Origin of the sequence: Kitasatospora sp. NPDC093558 (assembly GCF_040683475.1) — a bacterium.
In the GTDB taxonomy this organism is placed as follows: domain Bacteria; phylum Actinomycetota; class Actinomycetes; order Streptomycetales; family Streptomycetaceae; genus Kitasatospora.
Genome location: NZ_JBFBDY010000057.1, coordinates 1 through 23,929, shown reverse-complemented (window position 1 = coordinate 23,929; position 23,929 = coordinate 1). Strand labels below are relative to the sequence as shown.

Annotated in this window: 21 protein-coding genes, 1 rRNA gene and 1 pseudogene; 17 read left to right on the top strand and 6 right to left on the bottom strand. The window is 71.0% G+C overall.

The window, feature by feature from the left end; all coding sequences use genetic code 11:
• From rrf to pstB, 9 genes are all read left to right on the top strand, one after another.
• A 5S ribosomal RNA gene (gene rrf / locus AB0O00_RS09220) occupies positions 1-83 on the top strand; the annotation flags it as partial.
• Positions 84-192: 109 nt separating this feature from the next.
• Positions 193-1,191 carry a mycothiol synthase gene (mshD, locus tag AB0O00_RS09215; protein WP_363649729.1) on the top strand — a complete coding sequence of 333 codons (999 nt, stop codon included), beginning with the start codon at positions 193-195 and terminating at the stop codon, positions 1,189-1,191.
• Between the two features lie 282 nt (positions 1,192-1,473).
• Entirely contained in the window at positions 1,474-3,651 is a 2,178-nt protein-coding gene (locus tag AB0O00_RS09210; RefSeq protein ID WP_363649724.1) for an RNA degradosome polyphosphate kinase, read from the top strand.
• Between the two features lie 103 nt (positions 3,652-3,754).
• A complete protein-coding gene (locus tag AB0O00_RS09205; protein WP_363649722.1) occupies positions 3,755-4,840 on the top strand; it encodes a CHAD domain-containing protein in 1,086 nt (361 codons plus the stop codon).
• Between the two features lie 67 nt (positions 4,841-4,907).
• Positions 4,908-5,330, top strand: coding sequence for an NUDIX hydrolase (locus tag AB0O00_RS09200; RefSeq protein ID WP_363649727.1), 423 nt, complete (start codon positions 4,908-4,910; stop codon positions 5,328-5,330).
• A 243-nt stretch (positions 5,331-5,573) separates the two neighbouring features.
• Complete coding sequence (gene pstS, locus AB0O00_RS09195) at positions 5,574-6,710, top strand: phosphate ABC transporter substrate-binding protein PstS (protein WP_363649720.1); 1,137 nt, start codon at positions 5,574-5,576, stop codon at positions 6,708-6,710.
• Between the two features lie 147 nt (positions 6,711-6,857).
• Positions 6,858-7,829, top strand: a complete 972-nt coding sequence (gene pstC / locus AB0O00_RS09190) for a phosphate ABC transporter permease subunit PstC (RefSeq protein ID WP_363649718.1) — start codon at positions 6,858-6,860, stop codon at positions 7,827-7,829.
• Positions 7,826-8,902, top strand: coding sequence for a phosphate ABC transporter permease PstA (gene pstA / locus AB0O00_RS09185; protein WP_363649716.1), 1,077 nt, complete (start codon positions 7,826-7,828; stop codon positions 8,900-8,902). The genes pstC and pstA overlap by 4 nt, the downstream gene beginning before the upstream one ends.
• Before the next feature lie 39 nt (positions 8,903-8,941).
• A complete protein-coding gene (gene pstB, locus AB0O00_RS09180; RefSeq protein ID WP_363649713.1) occupies positions 8,942-9,718 on the top strand; it encodes a phosphate ABC transporter ATP-binding protein PstB in 777 nt (258 codons plus the stop codon).
• Between the two features lie 115 nt (positions 9,719-9,833).
• Here the strand turns inward: pstB and AB0O00_RS09175 are convergent, their stop codons facing one another.
• Together AB0O00_RS09175 and AB0O00_RS09170 are read right to left on the bottom strand one after the other, a co-directional pair.
• On the bottom strand, positions 9,834-10,829 hold the full coding sequence (locus AB0O00_RS09175; protein WP_363649711.1) for an inorganic phosphate transporter: 996 nt from the start codon (positions 10,827-10,829) through the stop codon (positions 9,834-9,836).
• 5 nt (positions 10,830-10,834) lie between these two features.
• Positions 10,835-11,455, bottom strand: coding sequence for a DUF47 family protein (locus tag AB0O00_RS09170; protein WP_360263985.1), 621 nt, complete (start codon positions 11,453-11,455; stop codon positions 10,835-10,837).
• 382 nt (positions 11,456-11,837) lie between these two features.
• Between AB0O00_RS09170 and AB0O00_RS09165 the strand changes: the two genes are divergently transcribed.
• Complete coding sequence (locus tag AB0O00_RS09165) at positions 11,838-12,218, top strand: metal-sensitive transcriptional regulator (protein ID WP_363649708.1); 381 nt, start codon at positions 11,838-11,840, stop codon at positions 12,216-12,218.
• A gap of 29 nt (positions 12,219-12,247) precedes the next feature.
• On the opposite strand, the gene AB0O00_RS09160 is transcribed toward AB0O00_RS09165, so the two are convergent.
• Together AB0O00_RS09160 and AB0O00_RS09155 are read right to left on the bottom strand one after the other, a co-directional pair.
• A complete protein-coding gene (locus tag AB0O00_RS09160) occupies positions 12,248-12,466 on the bottom strand; it encodes a hypothetical protein (RefSeq protein WP_363649706.1) in 219 nt (72 codons plus the stop codon).
• A gap of 196 nt (positions 12,467-12,662) precedes the next feature.
• On the bottom strand, positions 12,663-13,553 hold the full coding sequence (locus AB0O00_RS09155; protein ID WP_363649704.1) for a hypothetical protein: 891 nt from the start codon (positions 13,551-13,553) through the stop codon (positions 12,663-12,665).
• 163 nt (positions 13,554-13,716) lie between these two features.
• Here AB0O00_RS09155 and AB0O00_RS09150 point away from each other — a divergent pair, with 163 nt between their 5' ends.
• Positions 13,717-13,905: a hypothetical protein gene (locus tag AB0O00_RS09150; RefSeq protein WP_363649702.1), complete on the top strand. Its 189-nt coding sequence runs from the start codon at positions 13,717-13,719 to the stop codon at positions 13,903-13,905.
• 4 nt (positions 13,906-13,909) lie between these two features.
• Here AB0O00_RS09150 and AB0O00_RS09145 read toward each other — a convergent pair whose 3' ends face one another.
• Positions 13,910-14,620, bottom strand: coding sequence for a phosphatase PAP2 family protein (locus AB0O00_RS09145; RefSeq protein ID WP_363649701.1), 711 nt, complete (start codon positions 14,618-14,620; stop codon positions 13,910-13,912).
• Between the two features lie 441 nt (positions 14,621-15,061).
• Positions 15,062-16,051: pseudogene (locus tag AB0O00_RS09140) on the bottom strand (bifunctional lytic transglycosylase/C40 family peptidase); the annotation flags it as partial.
• Between the two features lie 242 nt (positions 16,052-16,293).
• On the opposite strand from AB0O00_RS09140, the gene AB0O00_RS09135 reads away from it, so the two are divergent.
• From AB0O00_RS09135 to AB0O00_RS09110, 6 genes are all read left to right on the top strand, one after another.
• Positions 16,294-16,653 (top strand): hypothetical protein, encoded by a 360-nt coding sequence (locus tag AB0O00_RS09135; RefSeq protein WP_363649699.1) that lies wholly within the window; start codon positions 16,294-16,296, stop codon positions 16,651-16,653.
• A 169-nt stretch (positions 16,654-16,822) separates the two neighbouring features.
• Positions 16,823-17,638, top strand: coding sequence for a hypothetical protein (locus AB0O00_RS09130; protein ID WP_363649697.1), 816 nt, complete (start codon positions 16,823-16,825; stop codon positions 17,636-17,638).
• A 46-nt stretch (positions 17,639-17,684) separates the two neighbouring features.
• Entirely contained in the window at positions 17,685-18,902 is a 1,218-nt protein-coding gene (locus AB0O00_RS09125; RefSeq protein ID WP_363649726.1) for a hypothetical protein, read from the top strand.
• A 7-nt stretch (positions 18,903-18,909) separates the two neighbouring features.
• Entirely contained in the window at positions 18,910-20,484 is a 1,575-nt protein-coding gene (locus AB0O00_RS09120) for an SCO6880 family protein (protein ID WP_363649695.1), read from the top strand.
• Between the two features lie 42 nt (positions 20,485-20,526).
• Positions 20,527-21,876, top strand: a complete 1,350-nt coding sequence (locus tag AB0O00_RS09115; protein ID WP_363649694.1) for an ATP-binding protein — start codon at positions 20,527-20,529, stop codon at positions 21,874-21,876.
• 189 nt (positions 21,877-22,065) lie between these two features.
• Positions 22,066-23,865 carry a bifunctional metallophosphatase/5'-nucleotidase gene (locus AB0O00_RS09110; RefSeq protein ID WP_363649692.1) on the top strand — a complete coding sequence of 600 codons (1,800 nt, stop codon included), beginning with the start codon at positions 22,066-22,068 and terminating at the stop codon, positions 23,863-23,865.
• Positions 23,866-23,929 lie beyond the last annotated feature (64 nt).

Below are 23,929 nucleotides of genomic sequence, written 5' to 3'. Positions count from 1 at the left end.
ACATTCCGAACCCGGAAGCTAAGCCTCACAGCGCCGATGGTACTGCAGGGGGGACCCTGTGGGAGAGTAGGACGCCGCCGAACAATTCTTCTGAAAAGCCCCTGATCCATTCGGATCGGGGGCTTTTCGCATTTCCGGGGATGTCCACCCCCGGTGACGTATTGTCAGTCCATGGACGAACAGACAGCGGTCATGGCGGACAGCGTGCTCCGGCCCGAGCAGCGTGACGGCGCTCTGCGCGTGCTCGCGGACGCCCAGGAAGTCGACGGCCGCGCGGCCGTGTCCGAGCAGGGCCGGCTCCGGCTGCGTTCCTCGGAGACGCCCCGCCCGGGTGTCACCCATCTGCTCGAAACCGCCGAAACCGCCGAAACCGTCAAAGCAGCCGGAGCAGCCGACGCCGCCGGAACAGCCGTCGTGGCATACGCCCAGCTGGAGATCCCCCAGGACACGGCCCCCGGCACCCACGCCAACCCCGCCGCCGAGCTCGTCGTCGCCCCCACCGCCCGCGGCCGCGGCCTGGCCCGCCCCCTGGTGGACGCCGTACTGGCGGAGGCCCACCGGGCCGGCCGCGGCACCGTCGACTTCTGGGTGCACGGCGGCCACCCGGCCGCCCGCCACCTGGCCGACCGGTACGGCGCCGAGCTGGTACGCGAGCTGCGGCAGATGCGCCGCACCGGTGCCCAGACCGAGATCGTCCCGCTCCCCGAGGGCGTCGAGCTGCGGACCTTCCGTCCGGGCGAGGACGACGCCGAGTGGCTGCGGCTGAACGCGCTCGCCTTCGCCCACCACCCCGAGCAGGGCGCCTGGACCGAGCGCGACCTGGCGGACCGGCTGGCCGAGCCCTGGTTCGACCCGGCCGGCTTCTTCCTGGCCACCCGCGACGGCAAGGTGGTGGGCTTCCACTGGACGAAGGTGCACGAGGCCACCGCCACCGAGCCGGCGCTCGGCGAGGTGTACGTCGTCGGGGTGGACCCGGCCGAGCAGGGAAGCGGCCTCGGCCGCGCGCTGACCGCGGCGGGCCTGCGTCACCTGACCGGCTCAGGTGCCGGCGAGCGTGGACTGGAGACGGTACTTCTCTACGTCGATGCGGAGAACGCAGCCGCGGTGCGGGTATATGAACGCTTGGGATTCACCGTGCACGAGGTGGACCTCATGTATCGCGTCGAGTACCGGGAAGACCGGGCGGTCTAGCCGCAACAGTCGGTCGGGGCAAGGTGTGGGGCGGCACCGCTCCGGCCCCGACCGACTCAGCTTTCCTCCTGGCCATGCGGTGTTTACCGTGGATTCAATTGTTGCCGCGAAGATCACAGGATGAAGTCCGTAGTGTCTCGCTCGTGCAGCGTCGGCCGTCACACGGCGGCCGGTCCTGTACCGACCGCGCCGGGTGGGTGGGCGTGGGAGCCGGGCGATGACGACGGCCCGCAGAGCCAATCGCGTTCGGACGCCGTCCTGCTGCTGGAGGAGCTGGAACCCATGAGCATCCCTCGCCCCGTCTCTGCCCCACTGTCCCCGCCGGCCAGGATCTCGAACGCGCTCGGTGTGCCGCCGGAGCCGTCGACGGCGGACGAGCTGGAGTTCGAGGAGCTTCCGCAGGGCCGGTTCCTGGACCGCGAGCGGAGCTGGCTCGCCTTCAACGAGCGCGTCCTGGAGCTCGCCGAGGACCCGCAGATCCCGCTGCTGGAGCGGGCCAAGTTCCTCGCCATCTTCGCGAGCAACCTGGACGAGTTCTTCATGGTCCGGGTGGCCGGCCTCAAGCGCCGGATCGCCACCGGTGTCGCCCAGCGCAGCGCCTCCGGCCTCCAGCCGCGCGAGGTGCTCGACCTGATCTGGACGCGCTCGCGCGAGCTGATGGCCCGCCACGCCGCCGCGTTCCAGCAGGAGGTGCTGCCGGACCTCGCCACCGAGGGCATCGAGGTGGTCCGCTGGCCGGAGCTGGCGGAGAAGGAGCAGGCCCGCCTGCACACGCTCTTCCGGCAGAAGATCTTCCCGGTCCTGACCCCGCTGGCGGTCGACCCCGCGCACCCCTTCCCGTACATATCGGGGCTGTCCCTCAACCTCGCCGTGGTGGTGCGCAACCCGGTGTCCGGGCACAAGCACTTCGCCCGCGTGAAGGTCCCGCAGTCGCTCGCCCGCTTCCTGGAGGCCTCGCCCCAGCGCTACGTCCCCCTGGAGGACGTGATGGGCGCGCACCTGGAGGAGCTGTTCCCGGGCATGGAGGTGCTCGCGCACCACGCCTTCCGGGTCACCCGCAACGAGGACCTCGAGGTCGAGGAGGACGACACCGAGAACATCCTCAAGGCCCTGGAGAAGGAGCTGATGCGGCGGCGCTTCGGCCCGCCGGTGCGGCTGGAGGTCGAGGAGTCGATCGACCCCTACATCCTGGACCTGCTGGTGCGGGAGCTGAACATCACCGAGGCGGAGGTCTTCCCGCTGCCCGGCCCGCTCGACCTGACCGGCCTGTTCGGGATCTCCGAGCTGGACCGCCCGGAGCTCAAGTACCCGAAGTTCGTGGCGGGCACGGCGCGCGGCCTGACCGACGTCGAGTCGGCCTCCCAGCCGGACATCTTCGCCGCGATGCGCGAGCGGGACGTCCTGCTGCACCACCCGTACGACAGCTTCTCCACCTCGGTGCAGGCCTTCCTGGAGCAGGCCGCGGCCGACCCGGACGTGCTGGCGATCAAGCAGACGCTGTACCGCACCTCGGGTGACTCGCCGATCGTCGACGCGCTGATCGACGCGGCGGAGTCGGGCAAGCAGGTGCTGGTCCTGGTCGAGATCAAGGCGCGCTTCGACGAGCAGGCCAACATCAAGTGGGCCCGCAAGCTGGAGGAGGCCGGCTGTCACGTCGTCTACGGCCTGGTCGGCCTGAAGACGCACTGCAAGCTGTCGCTGGTGGTCCGTCAGGAGGGCGACACCCTGCGGCGCTACTCGCACGTGGGCACCGGCAACTACCACCCGAAGACCGCCCGGCTCTACGAGGACCTCGGGCTGCTCACCTCGGACCCGCAGGTCGGCGCCGACCTCTCGGACCTCTTCAACCGCCTGTCCGGCTACTCGCGCCGCGAGTCCTACCGCCGTCTGCTGACCGCCCCGCGCGGCCTGCGCGACGGCCTGGTCTCGCGGATCCACAACGAGATCGCCCACCACCGCGCGGGCCGCCCGGCCTACGTGAAGCTCAAGGTCAACTCGATCGTCGACGAGGCCGTGATCGACGCGCTGTACCGGGCCTCGCAGGCCGGCGTGCCGGTGGACGTGTGGGTCCGCGGGATCTGCGCGATCCGCCCGGGCGTGCCGGGGCTGAGCGAGAACATCAGGGTCCGCAGCGTGCTGGGCCGCTTCCTCGAACACTCCCGCCTCTTCGTGTTCGGCAACAGCGGCGATCCGGAGGTCTGGATCGGCAGCGCCGACATGATGCACCGCAACCTGGACCGCCGGATCGAGGCGCTGATGCGGATCACCGATCCCGCGCACCGCGCCGAGCTGTCCGGGCTGCTCGACCTCGGGGTGTCGGACGAGACCGAGTCCTGGCACCTCGGTCCGGACGGCGCGTGGACCCGCCGCTCGCAGGACGCCGAGGGCCGGCCGCTGCGGCACATCCAGGACCTGCTCATCGATTCGCGCCAGCGCCGCCGGGCCGCCACCTCCCGCTGACGTGACCACTGATGCGAGCCGCTGGAGCCGGCAGGGGGCCGGCTCCGGCGGTCGGCCACCAGCCCCGGGGGACGGACCCGGGGGATCGGGGATCTACCACGCCATGACCGAAGCGCCGATGACGGCCCGGGCGGCTTCCACCGCGACCGCCGGGGACATCCTCTCCAGCCATCTCACCGCCCAGGCCGGCGCGTTCCTGCGCGCCCTGCCGCTCGCGGTGGGCGAGGTCGGCGCCAGACCGGGCACGGGCGCCGTGCCCGCGGCCGGCACCGCCGACCTGCTGCGCTCCGTGCGGCGGATCGGCGGGCTGCTGCACACCTTCGGCAACGTCTTCGAACAGGCCTGGGCGCAGGAGTCCCGCACCGAGCTGCGCTGGCTGCTGAACCTGCTCGCGCTGGAGCCCGGGTACGTCCGCCGGTCGGCCCGGCTGCTGGGCGCGCTCGACTCGCTGAGCGGCTCCGACCCGGACGGGACGGGCATGCTGGCCGGGCACGCCGGTGCGCCGAAGGCGCGGGCGCTGCTGGACCGGCAGCTGACGCTGGCCAGGACGCGGGCGCACTCCAGCGTGCTCCAGGAGCTGCGGTCGGCCCGGCTGCACGCGCTGGCGGACCGGATGACGCTGCTGGTCGGCGAGGCGCCGCTGCTGGAGGCGGCGAACGCGCGGGCCGGCGCGGTGCTGCTGCCGCAGGCCGCCGCCGCGTTCACCGCGCTGACCGCGAGCGCCGCCCAGCTGCCGCTCCAGCGCGCCGCCACGCCGTACGGCGGGGACGGGCTGCGCCGGCTGGGCGCGGTTCCGCAGGCCCGCGGCGCGGTGGACGCGGACGCCGCGCTGGCCGCCGACGACGAGCCGTGGGCGCGGATGCGGATCCTGGTGAAGCGGGCCCGCTACGCGCTGGAGGTGTGCGGGCGCCCGTCGGTGGACCTGGACGAGCTGGACGAGGTGCTGGGCCGTCACCAGGAGGCGGCGGACGCGGCGGTGACCGCGGCGACGGCGGCGCGCACGCCGCGGATCACCCCCGCCACCGCCTACGTGCTGGGCGTGGTGCATGCTGATCAACGACTGGAGGTCGAGGCGGCGCGGTACGCCTTCGGCCGCCGGTGGCCCGAACTCCCCCCAGGCCTGGACGGCTGGCTGGAGATCCCCCCTGCCGAGGGCTGGGGGCATTCCCCCGCACCACGGACGGCATGAATTGCGCGATCGCCCGATCACCGGTCAGGCGGCCGAGCACACCCCGGTGATCCTCGCCGCGGGCGCGGTGCTGTGGCTGCCCGGCCGGCCCAAGAAGAGCGGACGGCTGGGGCGTCCCCGGATCGCGGTGATCCACCGGCCCAAGTACGACGACTGGAGCCTGCCGAAGGGCAAGCTCGACCCGGGCGAGGGCATGGCCGAGGCGGCGCTGCGCGAGGTGCGTGAGGAGACCGGGTTCACCTGCGTGCTCGGCCCGGAGCTGCCGGCGCAGCACTACCCGGTGCAGGGCCGTCCGAAGGAGGTCCGCTACTGGGCGGCGGTGCCGACCGCGGGGGCGTTCCGGCCGAACCGCGAGGTGGACCGGCTGGAGTGGCTTGCGGCCGGGAAGGCCCGCGCCCGGCTGACCCACGAGCGCGACCGGTTGCTGGTCGACGCGCTCCTGGAGATCCTGGGGGCGAAGCCGGTACGGACGGACAGCTTCCGCTGGTGAAGGATCCGTGGAAGTGATCTTCCTGAGTTCTTGCCGTGACGCAACCGTTACTACCTGACCTAGTTTCCTGTCATCCGTTCGAGGTTCACTCCCCGTTCACTTGCGACCGGCTGTCGTGTCACTTACCCGGCCTAACTTCGGGACTACCGGAGGGCCGGAAGGGCCCCGGACCACAGCAAAACCCGCGCTCCGCCGTGTCCGCACGGCCCGCGCGACGGGCAATGCCACAGAAAGGGACACCCAGTGAAGCTCCAGCGGAACGGCCGCTCCAAGGCCCTCGCCATCGGTGCCATGGCGCTCGTCAGCTCGCTGTCGCTCGCCGCGTGCGGCTCTGACAACAACAACACCAACGCCGGCGGGTCGGGCTCCTCGGGTTCCGCCGCCGCGTCCTCGATCAACTGTGGCAGCAAGCCCGCCGCGCTCCTCGGCGCCGGTTCCACCGCGCAGGGCAACGCCGTCGACGTGTGGAAGACCGCCTTCGGCGCGGCCTGCTCCGGTGCCACGGTCAACTACAGCGGTGGCGGCTCCGGCGCCGGCATCCAGCAGTTCAACCAGGGCAAGATCCAGTTCGCCGGCTCCGACTCGGCCCTGAAGCCGGCCGAGGTCGACGCCTCCAAGGCGGTCTGCACCGGCGGCCAGGGCATCGACCTGCCGATGGCCGCGGGCCTGATCTCGCTGGTCTACAACGTCGACAACGTCGACAACCTGGTCCTGGACGCCCCGACCGCCGCCAAGATCTTCGACTCGCAGATCACCAAGTGGAACGACCCGGCGATCGCCGCCCTCAACCCGGGCGCCAAGTTGCCGGACACGGACATCCAGTCGTTCCACCGCTCGGACGACTCCGGCACCACCGAGAACCTGACCAAGTACTTCGCCGCGGCCAGCGGTGGCGCCTGGTCCTACCCGGCCGCCAAGACCTGGGCCGGCAAGGGCGGCCAGTCGGCCAACGGCAGCGCCGGCGTCTCGGCCCAGGTGAAGCAGGTCAAGAACTCGATCGGCTACGTCGAGCTCTCCTTCGCCCAGACCAACAGCCTGAAGAGCGCCGCGATCAACACCGGCGCCTCCAAGCCGGTCGCCGCGACCGCCGAGAACGCCGCCAACACCTTCGCCAAGGCGAAGATCGCCGGCACCGGCAGCGACCTGGCGCTGAAGCTCGACTACGCGACCAAGGACGAGGGCTCCTACCCGCTGGTCCTGGTCACCTACGAGATCGTCTGCGACAAGGGCAACAAGGCCGACACCCTCGACACGCTGAAGGCCTTCCTCGGCTACACCATCAGCGAGGCGGGCCAGAAGGCCGTCGGCGAGAAGGGCTACGTGCCGCTGCCGAAGGAGCTGACCGACAAGGTCAACGCCGTCATCCCGACCCTGGCCTGACCCAGCAGGACCACCGGTGGGGCGGCCCCGTGAGCGAGGGGGGCCGGGGCCGTCCCACCGGAACGCCCGACCCAGCAACACGTCCGGGGCACCGCCGCCATGGTGCCGCCCCCTCCCGGGGCGGCGCCACCAGACCGGAGTAGACCAATGACTTCATCCTCCCCTGCCGCCCCGCGAGGCAGGGAACGCCGACGGCGCGACAGCCGCGTCGGCGACAAGATCTTCATGAACCTCGCCCGGGGCTCGGGCATCCTCCTGCTGGTCGTGATGGGCGCCATTGCCGGCTTCCTGGCCTGGCGCTCGGGCCTCGCGCTCAGCAAGAACGACGGCAACTTCCTCACCACCTTCGAGTGGACGCCGGACGCCCCGAAGCCGGTCTTCGGCATCGCCGTCCTCGCGTTCGGCACCATCGTCAGCGCGCTCATCGCGATGGCGATCGCCGTGCCGGTGGCCATCGGGATCGCCCTGTTCATCTCGCACTACGCGCCGCGCCGGATCGCCCAGCCGTTCGCCTACCTGGTGGACCTGCTCGCGGCCGTCCCCAGCATCGTCTACGGCCTCTGGGGCGCGCTCTTCCTGGTGCCGCACATGAACGGTCTGACCAGCTGGCTCAACGAGTACCTCGGCTGGACGTACATCTTCGACCAGACCAAGACCGGCACCACCCCGCGCAACCTGTTCACCGTCGGCATCCTGCTCGCGATCATGATCCTCCCGATCATCACCGCGGTCTCCCGCGAGGTGTTCCGCCAGGTTCCGCGGATGCACGAGGAGGCGGCCCTCGCGCTCGGCGCGACCCGCTGGGAGATGATCCGCACCGCGGTGCTGCCCTTCGGCCGCCCGGGCATCATCTCGGCCTCGATGCTCGGCCTCGGCCGCGCGCTCGGCGAGACCATCGCCGTCGCCGTGGTGCTGTCCTCCAACAGCATCCTCTCGCTGCACATCCTCGACCCGGGCGGCGGCACCTTCGCGCAGAACATCGCGCTGAAGTTCGCCGAGGCCGGCGACAACGGCCGCAACGCCCTGATGGCCTCCGGCCTCGTCCTGTTCGTGATCACCCTGCTGGTGAACGGTGCCGCGCGGCTGATCGTCGCCCGCCGCAAGGAGTACTCGGCATGAGCAGCGCTACGACCACCGTTCCGGCGGACGCGCTCCCGCTCAGCCGCGCGCTGACCGCGAACCGTCTGCCCAAGTGGGCCCCGGCCGCCGTCGCGGCGGGCTCGATCGCCCTCGGCTGCGCCATCGGCGCCGTCGGCGGCCTGGCCAGCCACCTGCAGTGGGGCCTGATCTCGGCGCTCCTGTTCGTCCTGATCAGCTACGCCCTCTCGGCCAAGGTCGAGGGCCGCCGCCAGGCCAAGGACCGCTTCGCCACCTCGGTGGTCTGGGTCGCCTTCATCCTCGCCGTCGTGCCGCTGGTCGCGCTGACCGTCTACACGATCCAGCAGGGCATCGGCGTGGTGAACGGGTACTTCCTGAGCCACTCGATGAAGGGCGTCATCTCCAGCGGCCCCGGCGGCGGCATCTACCACGCGCTGATCGGCACCCTCGAGCAGGTCGGCCTGGCCACCGCGATGGCCGCCCCGGTGGGTCTGCTCACCGCCGTCTACCTGGTGGAGTACGGCCGCGGCAAGCTCGCCAAGGTCGTCACCTTCTTCGTCGACGTCATGACGGGCGTACCGTCGATCGTCGCCGGTCTGTTCATCCTGTCGCTCTGGAACCTCGCCCTCGGCTTCGGCTACTCCGGCTTCTCCGGCAGCCTCGCGCTGGCGATCCTGATGATGCCGGTCGTGGTTCGCTCCACCGAGGAGATGCTCAAGCTCGTCCCGAACGAGCTGCGCGAGGCGTCGTACGCGCTCGGCGTGCCGAAGTGGAAGACCATCCTGCGGATCGTCCTGCCCACCGCGATCGGCGGCATCACCACCGGTGTGATGCTCGCGGTCGCCCGCATCACGGGTGAGACCGCCCCGGTGCTGATGCTGGTGTTCGGCGCCGACTACATCAACAGCAACCCGTTCGACGGACCGCAGCAGTCCCTGCCGATGTACATCTGGCAGCAGTACTCCCTGGTCAACAACGACTTCGGCTACGCCCGCGCCTGGGGCGCCGCGCTCGTGCTGATCGCCTTCGTGATGGGGCTCAACCTCATCGCCCGGGGCATCGCACGCTGGCGCTCGCCCAAGGCCGGACACTGAGCGACCGACTGACGAAGACAGACGAGAGAAGCAACGATCATGGCCAAGCGCATCGACGTCAGCGGACTGTCGGCCTACTACGGCTCCACCAAGGCCATCGAGGACATCTCGATGAGCATCGAGCCCCGCTCGGTGACCGCCTTCATCGGCCCCTCGGGCTGCGGCAAGTCCACCTTCCTCCGCACCCTCAACCGGATGCACGAGGTGATCCCGGGCGCCCGCGTCGACGGCAAGGTGCTCCTGGACGACGAGAACCTCTACGCCTCCAACGTCGACCCGGTCGCCGTGCGCCGCGCGGTCGGCATGGTGTTCCAGCGGCCGAACCCGTTCCCGACCATGTCGATCTACGACAACGTGGTCGCCGGCCTGCGCCTCGCCGGTGTGAAGAAGAAGGCCGTCCTGGACGAGGTCGTGGAGCGCTCCCTCAAGGGCGCCAACCTCTGGAACGAGGTCCACAACCGGCTGAGCAAGCCGGGCGCCGGCCTCTCCGGCGGCCAGCAGCAGCGCCTGTGCATCGCCCGCGCCATCGCGGTCGAGCCGCAGGTCCTCCTGATGGACGAGCCCTGCTCGGCGCTCGACCCGATCTCCACCCTCGCCATCGAGGACCTGATCGGCGAGCTGAAGTCCCAGTTCACGATCGTCATCGTGACCCACAACATGCAGCAGGCGGCCCGTGTCAGCGACCGCACCGCCTTCTTCAACCTGGCCGGCGTCGGCCAGCCGGGCAAGCTGATCGAGCTGGACGACACCCAGCGGATCTTCTCCAACCCCTCGGTCCAGGCGACCGAGGACTACATCTCCGGCCGCTTCGGCTAAACCGGAGACCGAGCTGCTCCACGGTGCTGCATGGCGGTGCCGCCGTGGAGCATGAGAAGGGCCCGCCCCCGAGATGTGGGGGCGGGCCCTGTCAGTCGTCCGGACCGTCTGCGGACTAGCCCCAGAACAGGTGGACGAACCAGTAGATCAGCGCCGCGACGACGGCGGCCGCCGGCATGGTGATGAACCAGCCGAGCACGATGTTCTTGGCGACGCCCCAGCGCACCGCGCGGACCCGCTTGGTGGCCCCCGCGCCCATGATCGCCGCGGTGATCACGTGGGTGGTGGAGATCGGCGCCTTGAAGACGAACGACGTGATGTACATGATCGCCGAGGCGGTGGCCTCGGCCGCGAAGCCCTGCGGCGGGTCCAGCTCGATGATCTTGCGGCCGAGGGTCCGCATGATCCGCCAGCCGCCCGCGTAGGTGCCCAGCGAGAGCATCGTGGCGCAGGAGATCTTCACCCAGACCGGGATCTCACCGGTGGTCTGGTGGCCCGAGATGGTGAGCGCCATGACCACGATGCCCATGGTCTTCTGCGCGTCCTGCAGACCGTGCGCCAGCGCCATCGCGGCGGCCGAGGCGGTCTGCGCGACCCGGAAGTTGCGCTTGGCGCGGTGCGGGTTGGCCCGGCGGAAGATCCACAGGATCGCCAGCATGACCAGGAAGCCGCCGATCAGGCCGACCACCGGCGAGACGATCATCGGGATGACGATCTTGTCGAGGACACCGCTCCAGATCACGTCGATCCCGCCGGCCAGCGCCGCGCCCACCATGCCGCCGAACAGCGCGTGCGACGAGGAGGAGGGCAGGCCGAAGTACCAGGTGGTCAGGTTCCACGCGATCGCGCCGATCAGGGCGGCGAACAGGATCGCCATCCCCTGGTCGCCGGTCGGGGTCTCGATGATCCCCTTGGAGACGGTGTGCGCGACACCGCTGCCGAGGAAGGCACCGGCCAGGTTCATCACGGCGGCCATCGCGAGCGCGGCCCGCGGGGTCAGTGCCCGCGTCGAGACCGAGGTGGCGATCGCGTTCGCCGAGTCGTGGAAGCCGTTGGTGTACGTGAAGAAGAACGCAACGCCAATGACGGCGATGAGTGCTGCCATGTCCACGGGGGTCAGGACTCCTTGACGGCGATGGTCTCCACCGTGTTGGCGACGTGCTCGAACGCGTCCGCCGCCTCCTCAAGGACGTCCACGACCTGCTTGAGCTTGAGCACCTCGATGGCGTCGTACTGACCGGAGAACAGGTGGGCGAGCAGCTTGCGGTGGATCTGGTCGGCCTGGTTCTCCAGACGGTTGACCTCGATCCAGTACTCGGTGAGGTTCGACATGCTGCGCAGGTTCGGCATCGCCGCGGCGGTGAGCTCGGCGGCCCGGGCGAGCACCTCGATCTGCTGCTCGATGCCCTTCGGCAGGGTCTGGATGTCGTAGAGGACGACCAGGTCGACGGCCTCCTCCATGAAGTCCATGATGTCGTCCAGCGACGAGGCGAGGCTGTAGATGTCCTCGCGGTCGAAGGGCGTGATGAAGGACGAGTTCAGCTGGTGGAAGACGGCATGGGTGGTGTCGTCCCCGGCGTGCTCGGCGGCGCGCATGCGCTCGACGATCTCCGCGCGGGCCGACACGTCTGATCCCAGCAGTTCCAGCAGGAGCTTCGAACCGACGACGAGGTTCTCCGCGGCGGCGGCGAACATGTCGTAGAAGCTCGTCTCCTTCGGGGTCAGGCTAAAACGCACGGAAATCTCCGATGTGCGGGGTAGGGACTGAACGATGCTAGGTGCAACCGAGCGCAATCGCGCAAACGGGGTGGTGGGGCAGGAAGCGGAACCTCCCCTTCCGTTCGGCTGCCGCACCGGCGGCCCCGGAGCGCACTTCCATGTGCGGAGGTGAGCCCCCAGTCTGACGGAACCTCGCGCGTAATGCCCTCGTCCTGCGGACGGAAGAGCAGGGCGCCGCTCAGACGGGTGAACCCGCCGACAGGCCGCCCGGGGCCGCCGGGGAACCCCCGCCGCCGGGCCCGGCGGGGCCCCGGTCCGGTCGTCGGAACACCACGGGGGGTCCGGGTGTTGGACACTGGTGGCCGACGCAGCCACCAGGCATCAAGACGAAGGCGGGCCGATGACCACGACGCAAGCGCGCACCGAGCCGGACGACGCGCCCGGCAGCGAGCCGCACGCCGACCACACCCCGGCCGCCGCGCACCAGGGCGGGCACGGCCCGCACGGGTACAGCGCGCAGAAGGACGCCCACCTCAAGCGGCTGCGCCGGATCGAGGGCCAGATCCGCGGGCTCCAGCGCATGGTCGACGAGGACGTCTACTGCATCGACGTGCTCACCCAGGTGTCGGCCGGCACCAAGGCCCTGCAGTCCTTCGCCCTCTCGCTGCTGGAGGAGCACCTGCGGCACTGCGTCGCGGCCGCGGCCGAGGAGGGCGGCGCCGAGCTCGACGCCAAGGTGGCGGAGGCGACCGCCGCGATCAGCCGGCTGCTGCGCAGCTGACCCCGCCCGCGCGGCGCCCGCCCGCGGCCCTACCGCTCCCGCTCGTCACGGCAGTCCCGCCCCTCGCACCGGTCCGCGTCCGCCCGGCCGGGCTCGGGCCGGTCGAGCAGCACCTCGTCGATCCGCTCGGTCGGCAGCCGGTCGCCGGTGCTGGCCGTCGCGGCGATCATCAGCTCGCCGGCCAGCTCGATCTCGTCGAGGGCCGCGTCGTCGTGGCCGTTGCTGCGGCCGCCCGTGGACGACACCACCTGCACCACCCCTTCAGTGCCTCGTCAGCCCGGACAGCAGCCACCCGACGTCCAGCCTAGGCACTTCGGAGCCCGTCCACATGGCACGGACGGGCCATCTCGCGCCGCCGAAACGGGTGGCCGCGGCTCCCCGGACGGCCACCCGCTCCGGCGGCGCCCCGACATACCCCAGCACTGGAACAGCTGCCCCGGCCGCCTACTTCGGGCTCTCCGTGGGCTTCAGGGCGAAGATGTCCGAGGCCGCGGGCTCGGCCGCCTCCACCGGCTTGCCGAAGTCCGTCAGCGCGGTGGTCGACGTGACCTTCACCTGGTCCTTGGCCTCCTTGGAGCCGGCCACCCCGGCGAAGGTGAAGACCTCGACCACCTTGTGCAGCCGGCCCTGGTCGTCCAGCCAGGCGTCGTACGGGACGTCCTTGACGGTGAAGGTCTGGGCGCCGATCCGCAGGCCGTCGCTGCCCCGGCCGCCGGTCGCGTCGGCCGCCTTCGACAGGTCCAGGGTGCCGCGGTAGTGGTGCAGCGCGACGCCGTCGACCGTCTCGACGCCGACCGCGTCCGCCTTCTGCACCCCGCGCAGCGCGCCCGCCGCGGTGGCCGGGTCGGTGGCGCCGCTGCTGACCAGGTTGCCGTCCGGCAGCTGGCGCACGTCCAGCTTGACCCACTTGCCCTCGGGCACCTTGGCGCCGCTGTTCTGCAGGTAGACCGTGCCCGGCAGGACCACCTCGACGATCTTGCCGGTGGTGGCCGCGCCGGGCGGCACCGCGATCTCCAGGCGGCCGATCCGCTTCACGTAGTCGTAGCCGCCGGTGCCGGAGAAGACGGCCTTCTTCTCGGCCGACTCGGTGGTCAGCTCGGTGGCGGCGTGCGCGGAGCCGGTGCGGCCGGTGATGTCGGCGGCGTTGCGGACGGCGGTGACCGGGTCCGCGGCGAGCTGGTCGGGGGCGCTCTGGTCGGCCGAACCCCTGCCGGACCCGCCCGAGCAGCCGGTCAGTGCGGCCAGGGCGGCGGCGAGCAGGGCGGCCGCGGCCGCCGAGCGCAGGTGCGGCACCGGCCGGCGCCCCGGCCGTCCGCTGCGCTGCTGGTCGGTCATCTTCATCCTCGCGACAACCCCCTCGGGCCCGACTGCCCCGCCGGACACCACCGGGTGGACAGAGCTCTTTCCGGGCAAACGAGTTGGGGCGCGGTTGGTTACGCGGGACCGGGCGCACGGAGGGCGTCGCGCGCCGAGTGCCCGGCGCGTTACGGTGAACAACGTGCACAGTGAGCTGCCGGCCGAGCCCGGCACCCGGATGCCCGAACACCACGTCGCGATCAGCGAGCGTGGGTCCTTCGCCTACGCGGTCTGCAGCTGCGGCTGGTACTCCCCGGCCCGCCGCTCGCGCGACCTGGCCCGCCGCGAGGGGGCGGACCACCTCTCCGACAGCGTGAGCGGAGCCGGGTGACCGCTCAGGCGGCCAGGTCCGACTCCGGCGGCTGCTCGTCCGGGCGGACGGCTCCCCGCTCGCGGCCCCGCCGGCGCCCACGTGGAGCACCGGCGCGCTCGGGCGCCCGGATCAGCGGGGCGACGGTGGTGCGGGTCAGCGCGTGGCAGAGCGGCACCAGGACGGCCATCGCGATCGGCGCCAGCAGCAGGACCACGGCGGCGGCGAGCGCGTAGCCGCCGATCACGTCGGTCGGATAGTGGACGCCCATGAACATCCGGCAGAAGCCCTGGAGCAGGGCGAGTCCGCCGGCGATCCAGCCGAGCCGACGGTTCACCAGGAAGAGCGACACCGCGACGCCCATCGTCATCGTCGAGTGGTCGCTGACGAAGGAGTGCGTGCCGGCCTTGCCGTCCACCAGGACGAGCAGCCCGCCGTGGTCCACGAACGGGCGCGGCCGGTTCACGATCGCGGCGATCGGCAGGTTGGCCAGCTCGGCGATGGCCACCGACAGCGGTACCCAGAGCAGCCCGGCGACCGCCACCGGCGCGTCCGGCCGGCGTCTGGCCTGCAGCCAGCCGACCAGGCCGAGCATCGCCAGGCCGATCAGGATGCCGTACTCGCCGATCCACGAGACCAGGTGGTCCAGCCACGGCGGGGAGCTCTTGGCCAGACCGTTGACGGCGTACAGCAGGCCGAGGTCGGGGTTGGTCGTGTCGGCAAGCGGCGTCGACACGCCGCACCTCCTTCTGGTCCGCTGCAGCACCTTGTACGTTCCGGCCGGGCGGCCCGCCCGGCGCGATGAGCTGACGAGGGGCCACCGGACCAAACGTCATCAGCGGGGCTCAGCGTTCCACGTAAACGCGTGGTTATGGAAACTTGACTCAGCGTCCACAGCGCACTCACACGCCGGGCTGCCGGTGGCTCAGGGCTTTGCGGTCGGTTGACCCGCGGGGCGGGTGGTGGGCGGGGGTGTCGACGGGGTCACGGGCCGGGCGGCGGGCGGTGCCGCGGCCGCGTGGGCGGAGGAAGAGGGGACTGCGGGAGTGGTGGGGGGAGTCGTGGCAGCGGGGGCGGCCTGCTGGGCGGCCGTCGCGGTCGGGGTGCCGGGCGCGTCCGGGGTGGCGCCGCTGCCGATCCCGCCCTTGCCCGTGATGCTGCCGTCCAGGTTGCGCACCGGCAGCGCCTCGGCGCCGTCCGTGGTGACCCGGGTCGCGCCGATGTACTCCTTGGTGTCGATCTTGTCGTAGCGGATCACCGCGTTGGTGTGCGGCGCGTTGATCATGTAGCCGCCGCCGACGTAGATCCCGACGTGGTGGATGCTGCGCGGGTCGTTCAGGTCCGTCGCGAAGAACACCAGGTCACCCGGCCGCAGCTGGTCGCGCGAGGGGTGCGGCCCGGCGTACCACTGGTCGTTGGCCACGCGCGGCAGGATGATGCCCACGCTCTCGAACGCCGCCTTGCTGAGCCCCGAGCAGTCGAACCGCCCGTTCTGCGACGCCAGCCCGTCACCGCCCCACAGGTACAGCGTGCCGAGTTTCGTCTGCGCGAAGTAGATCGCCCCCGCCGACTGCTGCGACACCTCCACCGGCGCGGTCGGCGCCGTGAAGCTGCGCGCCAGCGCCTTGATGTTCTTCACGTACCCCTGCGTCTCCTTGTACGGAGGCACGCCGTTGTACTTCTCCACCGCGTACGGGCCGGCGTTGTACGCGGCCAGCAGGTTGTCCTGGCGGTCCCCCGGGACCTTCGCCACGTCCTTGGCCAGCGCGCAGTCGTAGTTCGCCGCAGAGGCGATCGCGTCCGTCGGGTCCCAGATGTCCTTCTTGCCGTCGCCATTCGCGTCGACGCCGTAGATGTCCCACGTGCCCGGCAGGAACTGGGCCATTCCCAACGCCCCTACACCGGACCGGGCCTGCGGATCGAAGCCGCTTTCCTGGTACAGCTGCGCCGCGAGCATCGGCGGGGAGATCTCCGGACAGAGCGCGCCCCACTTCTGGATCGCCCCCTGGTAGGCCGCCGGCACCGAACCGGCCGACAGCGTCCCGCGATTGGCCGTCTGCTGCGGCGTCCCGCTCGCCGCGTACGTCCCGACCGTCACGAGCCCGACGAACCCGATCCCGACAACTCCCGCCGCAGCGGCGGCCGTACCGGCCTTCCGGAGTACCATCAGCACCATCCCGACGAATCGTCAGTCGAAGTGTTCCGGAAGGCGTTGCTCACCGCAATCATCAGAGATACAAAGAGTGAGCGCTATCCTTCGTACGGTGGACATCCTCGCGTACGTGTCCGATGCCTCACGACCAATCCGCGAGAAGTAGCCAAGTCGACATCAGATCTGGCCAAGAATAGGCACCGACCCTTCGCGCGGGCGGGGTCAGGGCCCTTGAATTTGCCTGATCGGGCGGTGAGATGGAAATGAACCTGAGCAGCGTGCAGAGCATCGCGATCGGCCACCTGGCGGCCGAGGACCCACCAAAGAAGCCGAATATCGACACCATCATCGGCGGGATCGCCCCGGACTGGGGCCCGTTCGCGAGTCTCGGGTCGGAGGCCCGGGTGATGGTCGAGGTCATCATGGCCGTCGCCATCCTCGTCTGCCTCGGCATCGCCGTCTGGGGCGCCGCCAAGCAGCGGATCGGTGCGACCGCCATGCGGGACAGCTTCGGCGCCGAACAGGGCAAGGGACTGATCATCGCCGGGCTGACCGGCGTGTTCATCATTGGATCACTCGGCACTCTGTTCACCATTGTCTACGGCATGGCGATCTGACGATCGGACAGCAGCAGCCCCGCTGCCGCCGGCCCGAGGCCGGATCCCCGTCCGGACCGCCCGGAGTCCGCCCGCCACGAGTCCACCCCCGTTCCCACCCTCCGTCCGCGTCCGCCCAGGGCCGGAGGGCCCCCGGAGCCGCCCGGCTCCCCGCACCAGGAGGGCCGCCGTGCCGTTGTCCGACGACCAGCCGCACACCCGTACGCGGCTACCGGTCGGCGAACAGCCCTCCTCCCAGCTGAACGGACGTCAGCCGCGACCGCTCCGCACCCTGCTGACCGTCCTCGTCGTCGTCACGCTGCTCGTCGTCGCGATCTCCATCGCCAACCACGGCAAGCCGGACCCCGGCGGCAACGCCCGCTCCTCCGACCACGCCACCCCCGCCGCGCCACCCGGCGCCGGCCCCGCCCCCAGCGGCGACCAGCCCGCCGGCACCACCACCAACGGCATCCCCAGCGGCTACCCGCACACCGACCAGGGCGCCCAGTCCGCCGCCGCCAACTACGCGGTCGCCATGGGCGGCGCGGACATGTTCCGCACCGACACCCGCCACACCATCGTCACCACCATCGCCGACCCGGCCGCCCTCCCCACCCTCCAGTCCCGCCTGGACCAGGGCTTCGGCGGCGACACCGCCGCCCGCTACGGCCTCGACGCCCAGGGCCACGCCCCGAAGGGCCTCACCTTCGTGAGCCGCACCGTCCCGGTGGGCACCAAGCAGACGGGCTACAGCGACGCGGAGGCGAAGATCGAGGTCTGGTGCTCGGGCCTTACCGGCCTTGCCGGCGAACGCTCCGTCCAGCCCGTGACCGCCAACTGGTTCACCCTCACGTTCTCACTCCGCTGGACGGCCGGGGACTGGAAGGTCAGTGAGTACTCCCGTAAAGCTGGCCCGGCTCCCATGCCGGCTGACCAGCAGGCAGCCACCGCCGAGGAGATCTCCGGCGCCGTCGAGCAGTTCGGAGGTTTCCGCTATGCGCGTTGATGGTGCGAGGCGATGGCGGTTGCCCAGCGTCGGTAGTGCGGCCGTGATACTCGGCGTGGTCCAGGCCACCGTGATCGGCATGGCTTCCAGGGCGGTGGCTGATCCGAGTCCGAGTGCGTCGCCGACCAACAACTGTGACGTCCTGCCGCTGCCGGGTAGTGATGTCTACTGTGCATCGAAACCCGGAGGATCCGTTCCGGGCAGCGGCGCCGTGGGCACCGCCACCGATCCGCTCGGGTCGTTGGCCAAGGGGTGTGCGCAGGCGGCAGCGTGGGTTGTGCGGAAGTTGTCGGGGGCGATCGACGGGACGACGCAGGTGGACTTCACCAATGCGTCGTTCCTGCAGCAGTACGCGGTGGTGTTCGCGGCGTCGACGATCATCACGCTGGTGCTGTGGCTGCTCGCGGTGACGAAGCGGGCGGTGCGCGGGGCGCCGTTGACGACGGCGATCTCGGAGGCGATCGGGTTCCTGTGGCTGACAGTCGTGGCGTCCGCGTTCACGCCGTTGATCCTGTACACCGTGGTGAGCGCCACGGACGGGTTGACGAAGGCGATCGCGGTCGGGACGAAGTCGGACACCGGGACGTACCTGGGCGGGTTCGCCGACACCCTGGAGAAGGGGGACATGGGTGGCGGGCCGCTGATCCTGATCATCGTGTCGCTGGTGGCGGTGCTCGCGGCGGCGGTGCTCTGGATCGAGCTGCTGATCCGGGCGGCGATGCTGTACGTGGGCGCGCTGCTGGGGACGGCGGTGTACGCGGGGCTGGTGGACAAGCAGCTGTGGAAGCACGTGCGCCGGTGGGCGGGGGTGATGGTGGCGGTGGACCTGGCGAAGCCGATCATCGTGATCATCCTGGGCCTGGCGGGTGCGGTGGCGACCGGCGCGGGGGCGAACGACGACTTCGCCCGGGTGCTGTCCGGGCTGGCGATCCTGTTCCTGTCGATCTTCGCGAGCGCCGCCGTGTACCGCTTCGTGCCGGGCTTCGGCGACGAGATCATGAGCATGCGGCACGCCCGGGCCAGCGCGGTGTCGGCCGGTTCGGCGATGATCAACGGCACCGCGAACCTGATGAAGCAGGGCATCACCACCCACGGCGACCGCGGCCCGCAGGGTGTCGGCTCGGGTGGCGGGGGCGCGGGCGGCGGTTCGGTGGCCCCGGGCATCGCCGCGCACGCGGGCCGCACGCCGGCTCCGCCGCCGCAGGCCGGGCCGCCGCAGGCCCAGGTTCCGATCCGCGACAGCAATCCAGCGAAGGGAGGGTGACGGGTAAGTGAGCAGCGAACCGCTCGGCCAGTACGGTGCCCAGTACGCCCAGCCGTACGTGCACCAGCGCCGCACCTACCTGATCGGCAAGGCCCGCCCGAACGCGCCGATCGGCCGCAACCGGGAGACCGGCGAGATCCTGCTGATCATCTTCGGGGCGTTCCTCGGGATGCTCTGGGGCCTGATGATGCCGGTGCTTCCGCTGCGCATCGGGGGCCTGGTCGGCCTGCCCGCGCTGGCCATCGCGGCGGTCTACGTGCCGTACCGCAAGCGGACGTTCTACAAGTGGGTGGAGATCAACCGCACCTACCGGCGGACGATCCGCAGTGGCCGCGCGGTGTGGCGGTCGGACGTGATGGACGCCGGCACCCGGCTGGACGGCCGGGAGGTGGAGGTCGGTCCGCCGCCGGGGGTGGGGCGGCTGCGCTGGCTGACGGCGCCGTTCGGGCCGGACGAGGTCGGGGTGCTGATGCACCTGGAGCGGCGCACGGTGACGGCCGCGATCGAGATCGAGGGCCCGGGCGTGGGCCTGCGCGACTCGGAGGACCAGGAGGCGCTGGTCGACCGGTTCGGTACGCTGCTGAAGCACGTCGCCAACGGGGACGGCTTCGTGACGCGGCTGCAGATCCTGGCCCGGACGCTGCCGGCCGACCCGGACGCGCACGCCAAGGACGTCGAGCGGCGCGGTGACCGCGATGCGCCGCGCTGGCTGCAGGAGTCGTACGACCAGCTGCAGTCGATGGTGTCGACCTCCTCGGAGCAGCACCGCGCCTACCTGGTGGCCTGCATGCACTACACCCGCGACCTGGCGGCCGAGGCGCACGCGATGGGCCGGACGGCGACCGGCGGGCGGGCCCGGGACGACGAGGGGCTGGCGGCCGTGATGGCGCGCGAGCTGACCGACATCTGCGCCCGGCTCGCGGAGGCGGACATCAGGGTGCGCCAGCCGTTGGGCCAGGCCCGGCTGTCCTCGCTGCTGCACTCGATGTACGACCCGGACCACCCGATCGACCACATCCAGGCGATGTCCCGGCGCAACGCGTGGCCGGCCGAGCTGGACGCGACGCACCCGCAGTACCTGCAGGCGAAGACCCGCGAGTCGACGACCCGGGAGCCGTGGTGCCACGCCACCGCGTGGGTCAAGGAGTGGCCGCTCACCCCGGTGGGCGTCAACTTCCTCGCGCCGCTGCTGGTGCACACCCCGGACGTGATCCGGACGGTCGCCGTGACGATGGACCTGGAGCCGACGGACGTCGCGATCGAGCGGATGCTGACGGAGAAGACCAACGACGATGCGGAGGCGAGCCGCGCGGCCAAGATGAACCGCACGGTCGACCCGCGCGACCTGGCCCACACCGGCCGGGTGGACCAGCGCGGTGACGACCTGGCCTCCGGCGCGGCCGGGGTCAACCTGGTCGGGTACATCACGGTGTCCTCGCGCAGCCCCGAGGCGCTGGCCCGCGACAAGCGGACCATCCGCGCCTCGGCCGGCAAGAGCTACCTCAAGCTGGAGTGGTGCGACCGCGAGCACCACCGGGCCTTCGTCAACACGCTGCCGTTCGCCACCGGCATCCGCCGCTGACGTCCGGCCGCACGTTCCCCGATCCAGACCAGGAGGCCGCCCATGGCGCTCGGCAACCTCACCGACGCGTTCACCAGCCTGATGTTCGGCAAGGTGGAGACCACCCGGCTGCCCGTGCGCACGTCGACCGGTCAGGCACAGGCGGTCTACCTGCCCACCGCGGCGCCGGGGCTGGGCGATTCGGGCGTGATCATCGGGCGCGAGGTGTACAGCGGCAAGGGGTACGTCTACGACCCCTTCCAGCTGTACGGGCAGCAGCTGCCGGCGCCGCACTGGCTGGTGCTGGGGGAGTCCGGCAACGGCAAGTCGGCGCTGGAGAAGACGTACGTCCTGCGGCAGCTGAGGTTCCGTGACCGGCAGGTCGTGGTGCTGGACGCGCAGGGCGAGGACGGCGTCGGCGAGTGGAACCTGATCGCCAACGCCCTGGGCATAAAGTCGATCCGGCTGGACCCGATGGCGGCCAGGGACGGCGGGGTAAAGCTCAATCCGCTGGATCCGGCGATCACCCAGACCGGTCAGCTGTCGCTGCTGCGCACCATCGTCGAGGTCGCGATGGGCCGCGGTCTGGAGGAGCGGGCGGGCTTCGCGCTGAAGGCCGCGCACGCGCATGTGGTGGCGTCGGTGAAGGACCGCCAGCCGGTCCTGGACGACATCATCGACACGCTGCGCAACCCCGATCTGTCGTCGGTGGAGTCGCTGGGCGTCGCGGTGGACGAGGTGCAGCGCTGGGGCCTGGACGTGGCGCTGGTGCTGGACCGGCTGGTCGACGGTGACCTGCGCGGCATGTTCGACGGCTCGACGACCGAGGGCATCGACCTGGACGCGCCGCTGATCGTCTTCGACCTCTCGCACATCGACCGCAACTCGATCGCGATGCCGATCCTGATGGCGATCGTCGGCGTGTGGCTGGAGCACACCTGGATCAGGCCGGACCGGAAGAAGCGCATCTTCCTGGTCGAGGAGGCCTGGCACATCATCAACAGCCCCTTCGTGGCGCAGCTGTTCCAGCGCCTGCTGAAGTTCGGCCGCCGGCTCGGCCTGTCCTTCGTCGCGGTGGTGCACCACCTGTCGGACGTGGTGGACGGGGCGGCGGCCAAGGAGGCCTCGGCGATCCTGAAGATGGCCTCCACCCGGACGATCTACATGCAGAAGGCCGAGGAGGCGCGGGCCACCGGCCGGGTGCTGGGGCTGCCGCGCTGGGCGGTGGAGATCATCCCGACGCTGTCGCCGGGCATCGCGGTCTGGGACGTCAATGGGAACGTCCAGGTGGTGAAGCACATCATCACTGAGACCGAGCGGCCGCTGGTCTACACGGACCGCGCCATGACGGAGGACGCGGTGGCCGAACGCGAGCGCGCCGAGCGGCAGTTGGCGGCCGAACCCGGGGTGTGAGCGGGGCTCCCGTGGTGGGGGGCGGCGCCGATTCGTTCACGGTGGTTGGTCGACGAGTAATCCGGTCGTTACGTCAGACAACCTGACAGCTACGCGCGTTGACCCTAGGCTGCTCGTGCGCACACCCACATCCACGCGCGCCTGCGCCGGTTCCGCGGCCGGGCGCTCCTAGGCGCAGGGGACCTCCTCATGCTCACCGTCAGATCACGACGCGCGGCGCTCGCCGTGGTCGCCGCCGCCGGACTGTTCGGCTCGGTGGCCGTTCCGTCGGCCGCCCAGGCCGCCGACGCCAACTCCCGGCGTCACAAGACCGTCAACCTCCAGCTGCTGGCGATCAACGACTTCCACGGCAACCTGGAGCCCCCGGCGGGTTCGGCCGGCACCGTCCGGGAGATCGACCCGGCCACCGGCCAGCAGGTCGGCACCCCGGCCGGCGGCGTCGAGTACCTGGCCACGGCGCTGCGCCAGGCGCGCGAGGCGGCGGACGACTCGATCACCGTCGCGGCCGGCGACATCGTCGGGGCCAGCCCGCTCACCTCGGCGCTGTTCCACGACGAGCCGACCATCGAGGCGATGGACAAGCTCGGCCTGGACGTCACGTCGGTCGGCAACCACGAGTTCGACCACGGCGCCGAGGAGCTGCTGCGGCTGCAGAACGGCGGCTGCCACCCGGTGGACGGCTGCTACGAGAAGGGCCGCAAGTTCAGCGGCGCCAACTTCAACTACCTGTCGGCCAACGTCACCGACGAGAACACCGGCGAGCCGCTGCTGCCGCCGTACTGGGTGACGAAGTCGCAGGGCGTGAAGATCGGCTTCATCGGCGTCACGCTGGAGGGCACGCCGAACATCGTGACGGCGGCGGGCGTCAAGGGCCTGAAGTTCGGCAACGAGGTCACCACGATCAACAAGTACGCCGCCGAGCTCAAGGCCCAGGGCGTCAACTCGATCGTCGCGCTGATCCACGAGGGCGGCTACCCGGCCAGCAACGTCTACAACTACGACTGCGGCGCGGCCGGCCAGGGCGTCTCCGGCCCGATCGTCGACATCGCGCGGAACATCGACCCCGCGGTCGGCGCCATAGTCACCGGCCACACCCACAACGCGTACGCGTGCATGATCCCGGACCCGGCCGGCGTGCCGCGCTCGGTGACCAGCGCCGCCTCCTTCGGCCGGCTCTTCACCGAGATCGACCTGAAGCTCGACAGGACCAGCGGCACCATCGTGCGCCCGTCGGTCAAGGCCGAGAACCACGTCGTGCGCCGGACGCTGCCCAAGGCCGAGGACATGAGCGAGCTGATCGCCCGCTACTCCAAGCTGGCCGCGCCGATCGCGGGCCGTCCGGTCGGCTACATCGCCTCGGACATCAACGGCCGCGGCAGCAGCGACCTGGAGAAGCCGCTCGGCGACCTGATCGCGGACGCGCAGCTGGAGGGCCTCGCGCCGGCCGACAAGGGCGGGGCGCAGGTGGCGTTCATGAACCCCGGCGGCATCCGGTCCGACCTGGTCTACAAGGCCGCCGGCGGCGAGGGCGACGGCGTGGTGACGTACGGCAAGGCGTTCACCGTCCAGCCGTTCACCAACATGATGCAGGTCAAGACGCTGACCGGCGCCCAGCTGGTGCAGCTGCTCCAGCAGCAGGTAAGCGGGGGCAACACCGCCGCGCCGAAGATCCTTCAGGTGTCCAGGAGCCTGAGCTACACCCTGGACATGCGCAAGACCGGGGCCGACCGGGTCGTCGTCGACTCCGTGCGCCTGAACGGCGCGCCGATCGACCCGGCCGCCAAGTACCGGGTCGCGGCGAACGAGTTCCTGGCCGCGGGCGGCGACGGCTTCCCGGCCCTGGCGGCCGGGACCGACAAGCTCGTCGGCGTCTCCGACCTGGACGTCTTCGTGGCCTACCTGGGCGCCCACAGCTCGGCGGCCGCGCCGCTGAAGGCCCCGGCGCAGGACCGGATCAAGGTCATCGGCCCGGGCACCGACATCGACTGACAGTGCGCCGACCGGGGGCGGGCGGCAGCGGGCGGCCCGTCGCGTCGCGGCGGATCAGCAGGTC

Excerpts from the sequence above, each read along its gene's own strand:
- AB0O00_RS09135 (WP_363649699.1), top strand. The coding sequence starts at position 16,294 with ATGGAAATGAACCTGAGCAGCGTGCAGAGCATCGCGATCGGCCACCTG.
- pstA (WP_363649716.1), top strand. The coding sequence starts at position 7,826 with ATGAGCAGCGCTACGACCACCGTTCCGGCGGACGCGCTCCCGCTCAGC.
- AB0O00_RS09205 (WP_363649722.1), top strand. The coding sequence starts at position 3,755 with ATGACCGAAGCGCCGATGACGGCCCGGGCGGCTTCCACCGCGACCGCC.
- AB0O00_RS09115 (WP_363649694.1), top strand. The coding sequence starts at position 20,527 with ATGGCGCTCGGCAACCTCACCGACGCGTTCACCAGCCTGATGTTCGGC.
- pstC (WP_363649718.1), top strand. The coding sequence starts at position 6,858 with ATGACTTCATCCTCCCCTGCCGCCCCGCGAGGCAGGGAACGCCGACGG.
- mshD (WP_363649729.1), top strand. The coding sequence starts at position 193 with ATGGCGGACAGCGTGCTCCGGCCCGAGCAGCGTGACGGCGCTCTGCGC.
- AB0O00_RS09165 (WP_363649708.1), top strand. The coding sequence starts at position 11,838 with ATGACCACGACGCAAGCGCGCACCGAGCCGGACGACGCGCCCGGCAGC.
- AB0O00_RS09110 (WP_363649692.1), top strand. The coding sequence starts at position 22,066 with ATGCTCACCGTCAGATCACGACGCGCGGCGCTCGCCGTGGTCGCCGCC.
- AB0O00_RS09155 (WP_363649704.1), bottom strand. The coding sequence starts at position 13,553 with ATGACCGACCAGCAGCGCAGCGGACGGCCGGGGCGCCGGCCGGTGCCG.
- AB0O00_RS09210 (WP_363649724.1), top strand. The coding sequence starts at position 1,474 with ATGAGCATCCCTCGCCCCGTCTCTGCCCCACTGTCCCCGCCGGCCAGG.
- pstB (WP_363649713.1), top strand. The coding sequence starts at position 8,942 with ATGGCCAAGCGCATCGACGTCAGCGGACTGTCGGCCTACTACGGCTCC.